10 protein-coding genes are annotated in these 16,071 nt (G+C 61.2%); 3 read left to right on the plus strand and 7 right to left on the minus strand.

Translation table 11 applies throughout. The annotated features are described in order from the left end of the window. Positions 1–23: 23 nt before the first annotated feature. Positions 24–239 carry a hypothetical protein gene (locus tag ACYQ1P_RS01975; RefSeq protein WP_460018704.1) on the plus strand — a complete coding sequence of 72 codons (216 nt, stop codon included), beginning with the start codon at positions 24–26 and terminating at the stop codon, positions 237–239. A gap of 3 nt (positions 240–242) precedes the next feature. Here ACYQ1P_RS01975 and ACYQ1P_RS01980 read toward each other — a convergent pair whose 3' ends face one another. From ACYQ1P_RS01980 to ACYQ1P_RS02005, 6 genes are all read right to left on the minus strand, one after another. Further along, complete coding sequence (locus ACYQ1P_RS01980) at positions 243–1,544, minus strand: hypothetical protein (RefSeq protein ID WP_460018705.1); 1,302 nt, start codon at positions 1,542–1,544, stop codon at positions 243–245. 38 nt (positions 1,545–1,582) lie between these two features. Further along, positions 1,583–2,098, minus strand: coding sequence for a hypothetical protein (locus tag ACYQ1P_RS01985; protein ID WP_460018706.1), 516 nt, complete (start codon positions 2,096–2,098; stop codon positions 1,583–1,585). 21 nt (positions 2,099–2,119) lie between these two features. After that, positions 2,120–2,806: an exonuclease domain-containing protein gene (locus ACYQ1P_RS01990; protein WP_460018707.1), complete on the minus strand. Its 687-nt coding sequence runs from the start codon at positions 2,804–2,806 to the stop codon at positions 2,120–2,122. Positions 2,807–2,823: 17 nt separating this feature from the next. Next, positions 2,824–4,686 (minus strand): putative nucleotidyltransferase substrate binding domain-containing protein, encoded by a 1,863-nt coding sequence (locus ACYQ1P_RS01995; protein WP_460018708.1) that lies wholly within the window; start codon positions 4,684–4,686, stop codon positions 2,824–2,826. 103 nt (positions 4,687–4,789) lie between these two features. Continuing rightward, positions 4,790–6,430, minus strand: a complete 1,641-nt coding sequence (locus tag ACYQ1P_RS02000; protein WP_460018709.1) for a sodium:solute symporter family protein — start codon at positions 6,428–6,430, stop codon at positions 4,790–4,792. A 142-nt stretch (positions 6,431–6,572) separates the two neighbouring features. After that, a complete protein-coding gene (locus ACYQ1P_RS02005; RefSeq protein ID WP_460018710.1) occupies positions 6,573–6,833 on the minus strand; it encodes a DUF4212 domain-containing protein in 261 nt (86 codons plus the stop codon). A 496-nt stretch (positions 6,834–7,329) separates the two neighbouring features. Between ACYQ1P_RS02005 and ACYQ1P_RS02010 the strand changes: the two genes are divergently transcribed. Both ACYQ1P_RS02010 and ACYQ1P_RS02015 read left to right on the plus strand, forming a co-directional pair. Then, on the plus strand, positions 7,330–8,247 hold the full coding sequence (locus ACYQ1P_RS02010) for a choline/ethanolamine kinase family protein (protein ID WP_460018711.1): 918 nt from the start codon (positions 7,330–7,332) through the stop codon (positions 8,245–8,247). 20 nt (positions 8,248–8,267) lie between these two features. Beyond that, complete coding sequence (locus tag ACYQ1P_RS02015; protein ID WP_460018712.1) at positions 8,268–8,891, plus strand: YkgJ family cysteine cluster protein; 624 nt, start codon at positions 8,268–8,270, stop codon at positions 8,889–8,891. A gap of 16 nt (positions 8,892–8,907) precedes the next feature. Here the strand turns inward: ACYQ1P_RS02015 and ACYQ1P_RS02020 are convergent, their stop codons facing one another. Continuing rightward, positions 8,908–15,951: an Ig-like domain-containing protein gene (locus ACYQ1P_RS02020; protein WP_460018713.1), complete on the minus strand. Its 7,044-nt coding sequence runs from the start codon at positions 15,949–15,951 to the stop codon at positions 8,908–8,910. Positions 15,952–16,071 lie beyond the last annotated feature (120 nt).

Raw genomic sequence — 16,071 nt, forward strand, 5'->3', positions numbered from 1 at the left:
CCCTCTTCTAGAAAGATTACAAAATGATGAATATCTCATTCGATACACAGTTGCAGGTCCATGACCTCGCTGACGCCATTCTCAGCGGGCGTCTTTCCGCCTCCGAAGCCGAACCCCTGTTGCGCAGGATGCATCAGCGCGAACGCAATCGCTGGTACCGTCAGGCTCTGCGTGACTTGACAGGGCATGCGCGGCGGCGGGTGGCCCGCCTGCTTCAGGCCCTGGCCCATCCGGCGTAGAGATTACCGGATGAATTTACCCATGCAGTCGTCGAACAGGTCGGACGTGGTCAAGACGCTCTTAATGTCGCGAGGCGCCGACCCCCGATCGACCATGGCGGCGAGCTGCTTGACCACCCGCACGATCACCTGCACCCCGGCCGGTGTCTTCATGTGGGTTTCCACGTAGTCGCGCCCGAGTTTGTACCACAGCCCCTCGACCAGACCGATCCGCTGTTCGAAGGGCAGGGGAAGCAGCGCCTCCAGGACCGCGCCGTTCATGTGCGGCAGGTAGTCGGCGATCTTCGATATTTCGGCATTGGTCCAATGTCCGGCCTCGCGGATCACCTCCGGCGTGCAGGACAGGAGGACATCGAACTTCCGGCCCAACAGGGCCTTCACCTGGGCAATACGGGTTTCCACCTGCGGCTGGCGTTGCTTTTTTTTCTTTTTCTTTTTCTTTTTTTCCGTCTCGTCGGATTCCGCTTCAGTCGGCATCGGCAACTCGCGCATGGACCAGGTCCCGAAGGCGCGCACCACCTCGGGGTCCTCGATCAACAGCAGGTGTTCGCCCAGAGCGATGATCTTGGCCCCGTGGTCCAGCCCTTCCGCCACCGCTTCCAGGAACACCGAATCCCAGACGAACAGGCGTTCGAAATAATTGTTCAGCCCCAGCCGCAAGGCACGCAGGAACCCGATAGGATGCAGCTTGAGCAGCGCATCAAGCAGCCATTCCTGCTGATCGAGCATTTTTTCCAGATGGCCGTGCAGCCCATGGCTCAGTTCCGACAGGGCCACCGGGTGAAAATGCGACATCTGGCGCAATCGGGGCAACTGATCGAGGTCCCGGATCGCCATCTGCGACAAGCGTTCGGCCAGATGGCCCTTCACCTTGATCTTGAAATGGCTCTGTCCCTTGTCGAGGACCAACTGGGTCAGCCTGTGGTAATGATGATGCCGCACCTCCGCCCAGGTCATGCCGCAGGCCCCCAACGGCCCCTCGGGCGGCCCCGGCTCCGAGGAGCCTTCCCGGCCGTCGATCTCAAACCGCAACAGCCCCTGGGCCAGGGCCTTGTCGGTCAGCCGCAACGCCGCCTCCAGGAGGATCGGATCATCCTCCACATCCGAGACATGCCTGCCCTTCAGTTTCCGGGCCGCCGGATCATCGAGCTTTTGCAGCAGCGGCAGGACCCGGTGACCGGTCACCCGGCGCATCCGCATCAGCCGCAACGCCGCCACCCGGCGCCACATGGCGTCTGGATGCTCCCAGGGCTGGGCACCGGTAAGCGCGTCAATGATCAGGGGAGGCGGGGGCGCGTCGTTCATCCCCACAGCCTGCCCCAAGTGCCCGGGGAAATCAATTTTCAGGTGGAACAGGCGGCCAAAAAGAGCTTGTTGTCGCGGGCGATGGGATGCCAGTCAGGTTGTTGAGGCAAACCGTCGTCGGCGAACGCCGTGGTCGGGCCGATATCCATAACCCGGGCCTCGTCACAATCAATCATCTGCGTCACCACACGGGTCGGGTCCTGCTTCTTGACCAGAATCATCTCGGTCATGACCATTCCCGGGAGTTTCCCATTACGCCGGGTTTCGGCACGATTGATGGCGATGAAACGGTTGGTGCGCGGCCAGGCATAGGTCCAGGGCTGCCAGAATGCCGTCGTCTGGAATGAATCGACGACCTGAATATGCGGCGGGAGTTTCTCCGCCATGCGCTCGAACCAGGTATAGTCGTCCCATGTGGCATAACAAAGGATGGTCACGCCGGCGACCGTCGGCAACAGATAGCGGGGCGGCTTGCGGCGCAGAATCTTGAAGCTGGACCACACCAGCATGACCGTGCCGAAGGCCACACCGATCACCGACAGAAGATAGTACATGGCTTGAAATCCCAGGGACGGTTAAACCAACATGTCGCGCAGTGGGCGGGGTTTGTCCATCGACTTCTTGGCCGCCTGGGCCAGGAACAACTCGCCGCAGGCGATGGCGTCAATGAGCGCGTTATGGGCTCGATATCGGGGCAGATTATAGGTTTGCCGGACCTTGTCCAGTCGCAGATCCCCTTTATGGATCTCCTGGTTGCGCGCCCGGAAGGCCCGCTGTTCCAAAACCATGGTATCGACGGTGGGAATTTCGAACGGCGCCCCATAGACCTTGCGGCAGGCGGCATCGAGAAACTGCCATTCGATCCGCGCATGATGGGCCACCAGCACCCGCCCGGCAAGGACCGGAAGCACCTGCGCCAATCCCTCTTCCAGGGATTTGGCCTGTTCCAGGTCATCATGGGTGATCTGGTGAATGACCGCCGATTCATCGGTCAGCCCTTCCGTGGGGCGCACCAGTTGGTGCATGGATTGGCTGAGGTCCAATTTCTGTTGGCGGATCACCACCCAGCCGATGCTGACGATTTCGTGGTGCTTGGCTTTCAGTCCGGTGGTTTCCAGATCCAGGGCCACGTATTCCACGTCGCGATAGTCGATTTTCGGCTGTGCGCAAACGGCGGCATAATAGTCCTTCAGCGGACCGGGCGCGGCCCGGCGGCCCAACCATTCCCGGCGCAGGCCCCAGGTGCACATAAATCGAAACATGGGTCGCCTCCGGTCGATCAGTCGCTGATGTGGTGGGCGTTGGCCATGGCCGACTGCATGGTTTTGACCACCGAGAAGGCATCCCGCAGGTGATTGCGCTCGAAGCTGGATAGGGCGTCCGGGTCCATGAAGTTGTTGGCCTTCTCGCCGCTGCGAATCTGCTCCGCCTGGTGACGCAGGCGGGTGATGGCGATGAACTCGTAGGCATCGAGCAGGTCCGCCGCCCCGGAACGGCTGAGCGGACCGCCCCCCTGCACCGCCTCCAGGCGTTCATTGGTATTGACCGCCTTGATGCCCATTTCCAAGGCATTGATTCGCGCGATATCGACGATGGGCACCACGCCGGTATGTTTCAGATCGAACTGATTCTTGTATTCGCCGGAAAAACTGAGCACGAAATTGCGGAAGAAGCCGACCGGCGGCCTGTGGGTCAGGGCGTTTTGCACCATGTGAAGCTGAAAAATGCCGTTGGTCTTGGCTTTTTCCAGGATCATTTGTTGCAAGTCATTATACAGGCTCATTTCCCCCCAGACGGGTCGTAAGTCGAAGAAGATGCACGACAGCATTAAGGCCTTGGGTTCCGGTTCCTCGATCCAGCCGGAGAAATAGCGCCGCCACTGGGCCAAGGGCTGCCGCCATTTGGGCGTCTGTGCCATCATCTCGCCGGGGCAAAAGACATAACCGCTGGTATTCAAACCCTCGCAGACGAACCTGGATAGGGCCTCAAAGTAACCGGCATGCTCCTCGGCCCGATAGTCGTCGTGCAGGATCATGCAGTTGTCCTGGTCCGAGACCCCGGTCTGTTCCTGCCGGGCCTGCGAGCCACTGGCCAGCCACAGATAGGGCACCGGCGGCGGCCCCAGCTTGTCCTCGGCCAGCCGCAGCAGCCGCATGGTCGCGGCGTCGGCGATGCTGGTGATGATATGGCCGATGTTATGGGCCGAGGCGCCGGCATCCACCAAATGAACCAGCAGATGCGGGATTTGCTGCACCACTTCGGCGATTTCAGAAGCATTGTTGCGCTTGTAGATGTCTCCGACCATGAAAACCGCCGACATGGTCTGTTTGCGCACCAGGCTGGTGTTGGTGATGACCCCGACCACTCTGTCGCCGCGCAACACCGGCAAATGGCTGATATTGTGCCGCGTCATGGTCAACAGGGCATCGAAGGCAAAGCCGTCGAATTGCAGGGTGAAGGGATCGGGGGTCATGACCTCCGAGACCGGGGTCTTGAAATCGTAGCCCCCGGCGACCACCCGATTGCGCATGTCGCGGTCGGTGATGATCCCGCTCAGACGTCCCTCGTCACAGACCATCAGACAGGACACATTGTTGTCGCGCATTTTGATCGCCGCATCCTGGACCGTGTCCTCGGGGAAAATGATCACCGGGTCGCGGGCCAGCAGATCCTCCACCCGGACCGCCGCCATCAGGCTCAGTTGCACGTCGGGCCCGCCCGTGCCGTGAGCGTGGGCGCTGCGCAGGCGCTCCGCCCCCACCGGGGCGAAGAAATAGGCAAATTGCGGAAAATCATGCTTGAGCCTATCGAACTCCGATTTGGGCAGAAGATAGATCAGCGAATCCTCAATGGCAGTATTGCGGTTGGCCGCCTTGCCGGTTCCCATGCCATGGTAACCGAAGGAATCCCCGGCCCCCAGACGGGCCAGCAATTGACCGTTCGGGGCATGGGTCTCCACCGCGCCGGAGCGAAGAATATGAAGATGGTCGTTGCGTTGACCGGGCTCCAGAATCACCTTGCCGCGCCGGGCGTAGGTGGTCTGCATCCGTTCGGGCAATGCCCGCAGCACTTCGCGGGGCAACATGTCATAGGGATGAAACCCGCCCAGAAAGTCACTGATTTCAAGAAGTTCGATATCCATCTTCACTCTCAATCCATGTCCCATATGGAAACGGACCCCACCGGTTGGCGGGGTCCGCTGTCTCGAGTCGCGTCACCGGGACGCGAAAGTCGGTTCGGCCGTCTTAATGGCCGGTCGCTTCACCGGCACCGCGCGGCACGCGGATGCTTTCCACCAGATGCTGGATATGTTCCGGCGGCGGAGCGGTCACCTTCGACACCGTGAGCGCCACGGCGAAGTTGATCATCGCACCGACGGCACCAAAGGCCTCCGGCGAAATCCCGAACATCCAGTTGTCGGGTTTGTTCGGCAACATTTCCGTCCCCGGGATGAAGAACCAGCCCTTGAACCAGAAGATGTAGACCAGGGTCGTTCCAATACCGGCCAACATACCCATGACGGCACCGGTGTTGTTCACCGATTTGGCGAAGATGCCCATCATCAAGGCCGGGAAGATCGACGACGCCGCCAGACCGAAGGCCAGGGCCACCACCTGAGCCGCGAAGCCCGGCGGGTGCAGACCGAAGTAACCGGCCACGCCAATGGCACCGGCCATGGCGAGGCGGGCGGCCATGAGTTCGCCCTTCTCGGAAATATCCGGGTTGACCATCGACTTGACGATATCGTGCGAAATGGCCGTCGAAATGGCCAGCAACAGACCGGCCGCCGTGGACAGAGCCGCAGCAAGACCGCCCGCCGCCACCAGGGCGATCACCCAGTTGGGCAGATTGGCGATTTCAGGATTGGCCAGCACCATGATGTCCCGGTCAACCGTAAGCTCCGAGCCCTTCCAGCCGAATGCCTCGGCCTTGGCACCTAAGCCCTTGGCATCGTAGTACTGGACCCGGCCATCGCCGTTCTTGTCCTCGAACTTCAGCAGACCGGTGGTCTCCCAGTTCTTGAACCAATTCGGGCGCTCTTCGTAGAGCATCGATCCTTCAGGGCTGCCGACGGCACCCGGCTGAATGGTCTTGGACAGGTTGTAGTAGGCCATCGCGCCAACCGCCGGAGCGGTGGTGTAGAGGATGGAAATGAACACCAGCGCCCAACCGGCGGAAGCGCGCGCGTCACGCACTTTCGGCACGGTGAAGAAGCGGATAATCACGTGCGGCAAACCGGCCGTACCGATCATCAGCGAGAAGGTATAGAGCACGATGTCCAGGGTTTCTCGTTTCTGGGCCGTATATTGCTTGAAGCCCAAATCGGTCAGGATCTGATCCAGCTGGGCCAACAAAGGCGTCCCATTGGACAGGTCGCTGAACATGCCGATCTGCGGCAACGGCACATCGGTCAACTGCATGGAGATGAAGATGGCCGGAATGGTATAGGCCATGATCAGCACGCAATACTGGGCGATCTGGGTATAGGTGATGCCCTTCATGCCGCCGAGCACCGCGTAAACAAACACGATGGCCATGCCGGTGAACAGACCGGTTTCATAGTCCAGTTGCAGGAAGCGGGAGAAGGCCACGCCAATGCCCTTCATCTGACCGATCACGTAGGTCAGGGAGGCAATGATCAGACAGGCCACGGCCACGATGCGCGCACCCTGGGAATAATAACGGTCACCGATGAATTCCGGCACCGTGTATTTCCCGAATTTACGCAGGTACGGGGCCAGCAACATGGCCAGCAGCACATAGCCACCGGTCCAGCCCATCAGGAAGATGGAGGCGTCGTAGCCCATGAAGGCGATCAGACCGGCCATGGAAATGAACGAGGCCGCCGACATCCAGTCCGCCGCCGTCGCCATGCCGTTGGCCACCGGGTGAATGCCCCGACCGGCGGTATAGAACTCGCCGGTGGTCCGGCACGCGCCCAGACGGCAATGCCGATGTAGAGGGCGAAAGTCAAGCCCACCACAATAAAGGTTAAGGTTTGGAGATCCATTATCCAGCTATCCCTTCTTAATCTTCGTGGACGTCAAATTCGCGGTCCAGCTTGTTCATTTGGCTGGCGTACACGAAGATGAGAATCAGGAACACGTACATGGAGCCTTGCTGGGCGAACCAGAAGCCGATGTCCGTGCCACCAATTTTGATGGATTCCACCATCGGCCGGAATACAATCCCCAGACCGTAGGAAACGAAGGCCCAAATGACCAACAAAATGGCCATCAGGCGGAGGTTCGCCTTCCAATAGGCTACCCCAGGTGCGTTGTCAGGCATGAATCTAGTGCCTCCCTGTTATCATTAAATCGGCCCTGCCCCCCGCAGCGCCTCGGTTCAACTACGCCATGCCCTGGCCCCCTCCCTTGCTTATCCACGCCCGAAGGCTTGGCCGAGGTGTCACCAGGGTCACCCCTGGTAAATAGCAAATTCGCACGCGCAAAAAAACGTAAAAAATACACAGCAGGTGAGATTCTTTTGTTTTTTTTTAAAATACCGTATTTTTTCCAATGGATAGACGATTTGTTGGAATTAAAATTAATTCCACACTTTTTCTAAGCAATTGGTTTTTTTCCAGAATTCCGAGCCAATCGGCCTTGCGCTGCGAAACAAACCGACTCCTTAGGCTAGGAGTCTCCGTTCAAAAACCCCTGACGATCCTGAGTTGACCCGCTCTCGCATCCCCCGTTCCTTTGTGTAATAGTTCTTGGATGCGATATCAAGACGATCACGGCGTGCCTTGATCCTATCCGAGGCACCCCAATGGTGGGATCCCATGACCGCGCCGACTGCTGAAGAATGGCCCCGTCTACTCGATGCCCTGCGGGCCGCCGGTTTTTCTCCCCCCGTGGCTTTCCTGGAGGCGCGGCGACTGGGCGGCGGCGAACATAACCCGGTTTTCGGGTTACGCTGGGATCGGCGGCGAGTCGTTGTCCGGTTGCCCGACGCGGGCCGCAGCCGTCGTATTGACCGCCAACAGGAACTCGCCAACGCGCAAGCTGCGGCCCGGCTCTCCGTGGGTCCGAAAGTTCTGTACGGCTCTGCCCAGGATGGCACCCTGGTGATGCCCTGGATCGTCGGTCGAGTCCCCAGCGAGGAGGATTTTCGCGATCCGGGCCTCATTGATCGTGCCGCCCAGGTGCTCCGTCGATTGCACCGTTCTTCCCTGGTGTTCAGGGGCGAACAGCCACCCCTGGCCTTCGTGGATCGTCAGCAGGACCGCATGCAAAGAAACGGGCTCGCCTATCCCGAGGACTTGCGAAGCCAAGATCCCGCCTTCTCGCACATGCGGTCCTGGCTGACGGCCCACCCCGGTCGCCCGGCCCCCTGCCATCTGGACCCCATCGCCGCCAATACGGTGGATACGGGGCGTCGAGTCTTGTTGCTCGACTGGGAATACGCCGCCGTCTCCGATCCCATCTGGGACTTGGCCAATCTGGGCGCGCGCAACGACTTCACGGCCGAGGACGACGACCGGCTGCTGGCCGCCTATGGCCGAAACGATCCCCAGCCGGACCTCTGGCAGCGCTACCTGTTCTACAAAACCCTTTGCGCCCGCAACTGGGCCCTGGTCTATGTGATCGAGGAATCCAGGGGGTTCCAGGCTGATGGGCCACGGCACAAAAGTTCCTGGTGGATCAAGACCGTCCGCCGGTCCCTTGAGCGCGCCCGCGCCCTGGGATTCTTGAAATAACACGCTGGAGTCCCGAAGAAATGTCGCTTGGAGATAGCGCCCTTGAAGCCAACACCCTGTGTACCGAATGCGGCCTTTGTTGTACCGGGTTGCTGTTCAGCCATGTGAGCGTGAGCGAGGCCGAAGTCGAAAGGTTGCGCAAGAGAGGTCCCGCTCTGTTCAAACGATCCAACGGAAAGCGCGCCTTTCGGCTACCCTGCTCCTGTTTTTCCAAGGGACGCTGCACCATTTACGACGCCCGGCCCGCCATCTGCGCGAATTATTACTGTACGTTACAAAACCAGGTGATGAATGGCAGCCTGGCCTTGGACAAGGCCCTGAAAATCGCATCGTTGGTGAGATGGCAGGCGGGCTGGCTGTTCCGCAACGCTCCGGTTTCCGGGGGCCGCGAGCAACCGGCCTTGAATCTGCGGGACTTCATGTATGCCTTCCATGACCGGATGACCCATGAGCTGGGAGACCGCCCCCCGACCGAAGCCGAGCGGGACTATATCGTCAAAACCTTTGAATGCCTCAAGCTGGTGGATCGTTTTTTCGCCAAAACCAGCCGACTGTCCCGGTACGCCCGACTGATCCAATCCCTGCCCCTGCGAGACCGCCAAGACCAAACGGCCGGGGAAGTCCCCGGCCGCCTGGAATTTTAGGAAGATCTATGCGGCATCATCCCCAGGTGATGTGCTCCATGTTGTCGAAGTCGAGCCGGTCGCCGTCCTCGGTGACGATATAGCCGCTGGCATCGTCGCCGATATCAAGGGTGCTTTGCCCGTTGTTGTTGGCATTGATCGCATCTTGGGTCATGTCCTGACCGTCGACTACCAGGGTCCAACCATCTCCGGCATCGCCGAAGGTGCTGCTGTCCATGTGGACGCTGTCGGTCCAGCCGGAGCCGCCGTCTGCGGTGTCCTGGCCGCCGCCCCAGGTGAACAGGTCATCGCCCGCGCCACCCATCATGACGTCATCCCCGGAGCCGTCGAAGAGGCTGTCGTCACCGTCACCTCCCATCAGGGTATCATCACCCGCCCCGCCTTGCAGGATGTCGTCACCCGAACCGGCGTCAATCATATCGCCACCGTCACCGGCGGATATGAAGTCTTCCGACGAACCTCCCACCAGGGAGTCATCACCGGTAGAGCCAACCAACGTATCCGTATCCGACACCGTATCGGCCAGAATGTCTTCGACCGGCACCGAAATCTCGGAAACGACCGTCGACGTGTCGCCGCCGTCCGCTTCGGTCGCGGTAGCGGAGATGGTCAGGCTGAAATCACTGCTCACGTCATCGGAGGAGAAGGACATGGACAGATCATCCAGATCGGATTCGGTCAGGGTCCAGGTGCCGTCCTGGTTGTCGGTACCCGCCGACAGTTCAACACCGTCCGGCACGCCGTCGATGGTGATGGTCAGGCTTTCCGAACCATCCAGATCGCCCAGGCCCGCCATCAGGTTGAGCGGAATGACCACGCTGCTGGAACCACCATCACCAGCACCGTCACCGCCGCTGGAGCCGCCGTGGCCCTTGCCGCCACTGGAACCGCCATGGCCCTTGCCTCCGCCGGAGCCGCCGGAACCACCCTTGCCCTTGCCGCCGCTGGAGCCGTCGGAACCACCCTTGCCCTTGCCACCGCCAGAACCGTCGGAACCGCCGTGCCATTTGCCGCCGCCGGAGCCATCGGAGCCGCCGTGACCCTTGCCGCCGCCGGAACCATCGGAGCCGCCGTGACCCTTGCCGCCGCCGGAGCCGTCGGAACCGCCGTGCCATTTGCCGCCGCCGGAACCATCGGAACCGCCGTGACCCTTGCCACCGCCAGAACCATCGGAACCGCCGTGACCTTTGCCGCCGCCGGAACCGCCGTGACCTTTGCCGCCACCGGATCCATCGGAGCCGCTACCATCCGTTGTCACCTGGGCATCGCCCAGGGAGACGGTCAGGGTCGGCGCATCGGCCACATCGTTCACCGTCACCGAGAGGGTGCTGGTGGTGGTTGCGATGTCGCCATTGCCTTCCATGGCCGTGGCGGTCACCGTCAGGTCGAAATCCGCCCCCGAGTCATCGGCCGGGGTGATGGTCAGGCCATTCAGGTCGTCCGCCGTCAGGGTCCAGGTGCCGTCATCGTTTTCGGTCCCCGCCGACAGGCTGGCACCGTCCGGCACGCCGTCGATGGTCACCACCAGAGTCTCGGAACCATCCGTGTCGCCCAGGGCCGCCCCGATATCCAAGGCAATGGCCGTGTCTTCGTCGCCGGAGGCATCAGCCACCGTCAGGGTCGGGGTATCGGCTTCCGCATCCACATTCAACGTTACCGTTGCCGTGTCGGTACCGCCCTGGCCATCGGAAATGGTGTAGGTGAAGGTGGTCTCGCCACTGAAATTCTCATCAGGGGTGAATGAGACGGTCCCGTCATCGTTCAGGGTCACGGTTCCGTCCGTCGCATCCTGCACCGAGATGATACTCAAGGCATCCCCGTCCGCATCGGTATCGTTGCCAAGCAGGGCATCGGCCTGAATGGTCAACGTCGTGTCTTCGGTTGTGGTGATCTCGGTCGACCAATCCTCACCGCCGGTAATGGTGAAGTTGTCGATCAGGACATGTTCATCACTGCCCGTGGTATCGGCATTCAGTTCGAGAACCACCTGCCCATTGGCGTCGGTCTGCACCTCGAAACTGTAATGGCTGCTCCCGGGACCCATGGTGTCATGGGCGATTTCGGAGCCATTGGCCGTGATATTGAAGAAGTCCTGGAGGTACCCCGAGGCATCCCAAGTGCCTTCAGCGGTCATGTCGAATTCAATGACCACAGTCTGATTGGCATGGTCACTGCCGAAGTCGAAGGTCTTGCTAGCGGTTTCGTCCATGGCGATGTCCATCTTGCCTTCGACAAAGGACACATCGCCACCCCAATCGGAGCTTCCGCTGTTGAAGTCCTCACTGACCAATGTCGCCCCCGATCCGTCGGTGCCGCTGTCGTCGGTGGCCACCGGGCCGGTGTTGGGATCCACCAGATCCCCCGCCGCCACATCGCCATCGGCAAAGGAGAAGTTCTCGACATTGACGAAGGTGTCTTCGCCATCGGTGCCCCGATCATCAATGACCGTATAACTGCCGTCATCGTTGAGGGTGATGGTGTAGTCGTCAAAATTCCCACTCAGAACGGCGGTATCGAAATCCGCCCCGCCGTCAATCAGATCGTCCCCGGCCCCGCCGATGATCTGGTCATCTCCGGCTCCGGCATCGAAGTAGTCGTCGCCGTCGAAGCCGAAGGCGCTCATGTCGTCGGCCAGGGTGATGATATCGTCACCGCCCAGGGCGTCGTTATAGGACTCCATGGAATAGGAACCCGGCAGAATTTCGCCGAAGTCCACCGTGTCGTTGCCCGATGTGAACAGATCGGGCACTTCGCTGGGATCAATGGTCAGGGTCGCGGTCGAGGTGTCCCCATCGGCATCGCGGATGGTGTATTCGAACTGGTCTGCACCGATTGCGGTCCCCGGAGTCTCGCCTTCGATATATTCGAGGTGGAAGTCCGCTCCCGCCTCGGCACCGCTGAACACGATTTGGTCAAAGCCTCCATCTACCGAGGCGGTAAATGCGAGCCTTCCGTCCGAGGCGCTGCCGTCCGCATCAAAAGTTCCGCTGCCGACCTCCACACCGTCCCGGTAGGCGGTCCATTGCCCGGTCTCCACCCCGTCGGCGACCTGTCCCTCGGCGAACAGTGCGCGCACGCCAATGGTCAAATCATTGACGTTCATGCCGTCAAAGTCGACACGCATGGCCTCGTTGCCGTCGATTTCCGCATCACCGCCACCGGCAACGCCGATACCTCGCACCACATCCCCCTGGTATTCGAAGCCGTAATCACCTTCCGACCCATCCGCTTTGAGCGGCGTCACGGAAATCTGATGGCCGTCAATTTCCTGGTTCCACAGGGTATTCACATCGTAGTCGGCCCGTGCCACATCGTGGCCGCCCAGGGAGAAGGCCGAGCCCTCGGTGGAGGTTTCCGTCACTGTGTAGGTATAGTCGCCGTTCTCGTACATGACGAGGCTGCCGCCGTCACCGTCAACCTGGACAAACCGCGCTCCAGAGTCATCCGTCTGGGCATGGTCGTCGAAACTGATCGTCTGATCACCAAAGGTGACCTGAGTGACGACGTTGGTGCCATCCTGGCTCAGCGAATCCGCCTGGATATTCGCCCCGTCACTCCCCTCCACGTCGGTGCCCAAAAGGACATTGCCACTGGTCGTGCTGCCAACACGGCTTGCCACCGTATCAACGTCGTCCACCGCCACCGGCCCGTCGTCGAGCACCTGCACCGTGAAGCTGTCGCTGACCACATCGCCGTCACCGTCCGTCGCCGTCACCGTGAAGTCCAGGTTCACCGCATCGTTGGCGTCCGTCCCGTCGGGATGGGCAATCTGATCCAACTGGGTGAAGGTATAGGTGCCGTCATCGTTGACCACCACCTGATAGGTCCCGTCGTCCGCCGTCAGCGTGTTGCTGTCGGCGTCCCAGGTCGCCCCGTCGGCGCTCAGCTCAATGCTCGCAATGCCGTCGGTCCCGGCCACAATGCCCAGATCCCCGGTCACGCTGTCCAGGCCGCCGGTCTCGTCCACCGTCGCGTCCGCCGCGTTGGCGGTGATCCCCTCGTCGCCCACCGTCAGGGTCAGCGTCGAGCTGCTGGTGGTCCCGTCGGCGTCGGTGATCTCATAGGTGAACGTATCCGTCAGATCGCCGCCGCTGTGGTCCAGGCCGTCGTTGGCCGTATAGGTGTAGCTGCCGTCCGCGTTCAGTTCCAAGGTCCCGTAATCGCCGGTAAAAGTCCCCGCCGTCACCGGATTGGCCGCCGCGCCATCGGCCCCGAAGGTATCGTCCCCGGCTCCGCCGAGAACCGTCCCGCTCACCGATTGACCCTCGATCACGCTGTCCGTATCGGCCACCGCCGTCGGACCGGTGTCGGTGATCTCGATGCCCTGGGTCGCCGTCGCCGTATCGCCGTCGCCGTCGGTCACCGTATAGGTGAAGCCGTCCGACAACGGCGCACCGCCGTCATGGGTCTCCGCCGCATCAGACTCATAGCTCCAAGAGCCGTCCGCATTGACCGTCAGTTCACCGTATTGGGTGTCGACCGTCGATCCGGCCTCCGCCGTCTGGGTGTCGCCGTTCTCGTCGGTGTAGCTGAAGCTGGTCAGCGTGCCGCCGTCCAGGCCCAGGTCGTCGTTGCCCAGAACGTTGCCGGTCGCCACGACGCCGCCTTCGTCCATCTGCACCGTGCCGTCGTCGAGCACCACCGGCCCGTCGTCGAGCACCTGCACCGTGAAGCTGTCGCTGACCACATCGCCGTCACCGTCCGTCGCCGTCACCGTGAAGTCCAGGTTCACCGCATCGTTGGCGTCCGTCCCGTCGGGATGGGCAATCTGATCCAACTGGGTGAAGGTATAGGTGCCGTCGTCGTTGACCACCACCTGATAGGTCCCGTCGTCCGCCGTCAGCGTGTTGCTGTCGGCGTCCCAGGTCGCCCCGTCGGCGCTCAGTTCAATGCTCGCAATGCCGTCGGTCCCGGCCACAATGCCCAGATCCCCGGTCACGCTGTCCAGACCGCCGGTCTCGTCCACCGTCGCGTCCGCCGCGTTGGCGGTGATGCCCTCGTCGCCCACCGTCAGGGTCAGCGTCGAGCTGCTGGTGGTCCCGTCGGCGTCGGTGATCTCATAGGTGAACGTATCCGTCAGATCGCCGCCGCTGTGGTCCAGGCCGTCGTTGGCCGTATAGGTGTAGCTGCCGTCCGCGTTCAGTTCCAAGGTCCCGTAATCGCCGGTAAAGGTCCCCGCCGTCACCGGATTGGCCGCCGCGCCATCGGCCCCGAAGGTATCGTCCCCGGCCCCGCCGAGAACCGTCCCGCTCACCGATTGACCCTCGATCACGCTGTCCGTATCGGCCACCGCCGTCGGACCGGTGTCGGTGATCTCAATGCCCTGGGTCGCCGTCGCCGTGTCGCCATCCCCATCGGTCACCGTATAGGTGAAGCCGTCCGACAACGGTTCGCCGCCGTCATGGGTCTCCGCCGCATCGGACTCATAGCTCCAAGAGCCGTCCGCATTGACCGTCAGTTCACCGTATTGGGTGTCGACCGTGACGCCGTTGTCACCCACCTGTGCCGATTGCAGTTCGCCGTTTTCGTCCGTATAGGCAATGGCCATGACGGAGATCCCGTCACCGCCGTTGACATCGTTGTCCAGAATATTCCCGGAAATCGTGTTGCCCCCTTCCTCAAGGGTCTGGGTGGCATCGTCCACCGCCGTCGGGGCGGTATCGACCAGATTGATTTCCTGGGTCGCTTCCGTGATGTCGCCGTCGTTGTCCTGGACGGTATAGGTGAAGCCTTCGGACAGGCTGTCCGATGCCGTGTGGTCGGCGTCGGCTGGCGGCTCATAGGTCCAGGTGCCATCTTCGTTGACGGTCAGATTGCCGCCGTTTTCGGTGATCACTGTCGATCCGGCATCGGCAGTCAACTGTTCACCGTCCGGGCCGGTATAGGTGAAGGACAAAACCTGCCCGCCATCGGCACCCAGGTTGTCGTTGTCCAAAACGTTACCGCCGACCGCATCAGCCCCTTCGGAGACCGTGACTGCCGCGTCATTGACCGCCTCGGGAAGGGCGTCCTCGATTGAAATCTGGAAGTCGGTGGTCACCCGATCGCCGTCGGCGTCGGTCACCGCTATCTGTAACGGCAGGTCCAGAAGATTGGCCCCCGCACCGTCCGCATGATCCAGGTTGTCGAGCAGATTGAAGGTATAGCTGTAGACACCGCCGATATTCGACAGTTCAACGGTGAAAACGTCCCGACCGTCTTCGGTGTTGGCGGTCAGCATGCTGCCATCGGCGCTGAGGGTATAGGCCAGCGGGTCGCCATTGGACGTCAGCCCCATATTGATGAGGTCCTGGGCGACGATCAGTTCGACACTGCCCCCCCCATCGGAACCGAAGTCGATGTTCAGATCCCCGGTCACGCTGCCCAGATCCGCTTCGTCAATGGAAACGGAGGCGGCGGTGGCCTCGGGCGTGCCATCGACCACGGTCGGCTCGACGACAGGTTCGGTCAGCGGCTCCTCATTGGTCGCCGCCGGGGTCGTGGTCGGCTCGGACGTCGCCGACGCTTCAAGATTGTTGGACTCCTCGGTCACCGGCTGCTGCTCTTCGACCGGGCCTTCCTGCTGCGGGGTCTGCGGTTGCTCCACCGCGACCTGCGCCGCCGCAAGCTCCACGTCGGGTTGCTCGGTCGGTTCGCGCGGCTCGGAGACGTTCGAATCCTGATTGAGATTGAGATCCCGCGCATCCGCCTGCTGGGTCGGCGTGAAGCCCTGGGTTTCGGTCTCGGTTTCCGCCAACCCATCGACGGAACCGACCGGCTCGGAAGCAATACCAGAATGCTCGACGACGGTTTCGCCTTGCTGGACGATACCTTCTTCAATGGCTTCCTGGGTCAAGCGCTGGGTGGATTGGACGTTGCCCATCTGGACGAGTTGCTCGCCCTGACCATCGTCATCCGCCCGAACGACCAGTTGCTCTTCGCCGTCTTCGAGAGTGGTGAACCCTTCGCCTTCGAGGAAGACATCATCACCGGCCCCGGACTGACCGTCTGTCTGTTCCCGGGTATCTTCTTCTTCGAAATCCTGGCTATTCACATTTTGCGGTTTTTCTTGTTCAGCCATGACACGCTCCATTTATCGAGGATGTGGTATTCGCAATCGATCACGCGGCCGTACCACCAGGGCAAGCCGTTGATAACTCAATGAAATATTCGTTTGCGCTAGGCGCAAGGCAAAACTCCC

Source organism: Magnetospira thiophila (assembly GCF_054657015.1).

Bases quoted from the DNA above. Each gene is read 5' to 3' on its own strand.
- ACYQ1P_RS01980 (WP_460018705.1), bottom strand. From the start codon at position 1,544: ATGAACGACGCGCCCCCGCCTCCCCTGATCATTGACGCGCTTACCGGT.
- ACYQ1P_RS02020 (WP_460018713.1), bottom strand. From the start codon at position 15,951: ATGGCTGAACAAGAAAAACCGCAAAATGTGAATAGCCAGGATTTCGAA.
- ACYQ1P_RS01995 (WP_460018708.1), bottom strand. From the start codon at position 4,686: ATGGATATCGAACTTCTTGAAATCAGTGACTTTCTGGGCGGGTTTCAT.
- ACYQ1P_RS02015 (WP_460018712.1), top strand. From the start codon at position 8,268: ATGTCGCTTGGAGATAGCGCCCTTGAAGCCAACACCCTGTGTACCGAA.
- ACYQ1P_RS02005 (WP_460018710.1), bottom strand. From the start codon at position 6,833: ATGCCTGACAACGCACCTGGGGTAGCCTATTGGAAGGCGAACCTCCGC.
- ACYQ1P_RS01975 (WP_460018704.1), top strand. From the start codon at position 24: ATGATGAATATCTCATTCGATACACAGTTGCAGGTCCATGACCTCGCT.
- ACYQ1P_RS01985 (WP_460018706.1), bottom strand. From the start codon at position 2,098: ATGTACTATCTTCTGTCGGTGATCGGTGTGGCCTTCGGCACGGTCATG.
- ACYQ1P_RS01990 (WP_460018707.1), bottom strand. From the start codon at position 2,806: ATGTTTCGATTTATGTGCACCTGGGGCCTGCGCCGGGAATGGTTGGGC.
- ACYQ1P_RS02010 (WP_460018711.1), top strand. From the start codon at position 7,330: ATGACCGCGCCGACTGCTGAAGAATGGCCCCGTCTACTCGATGCCCTG.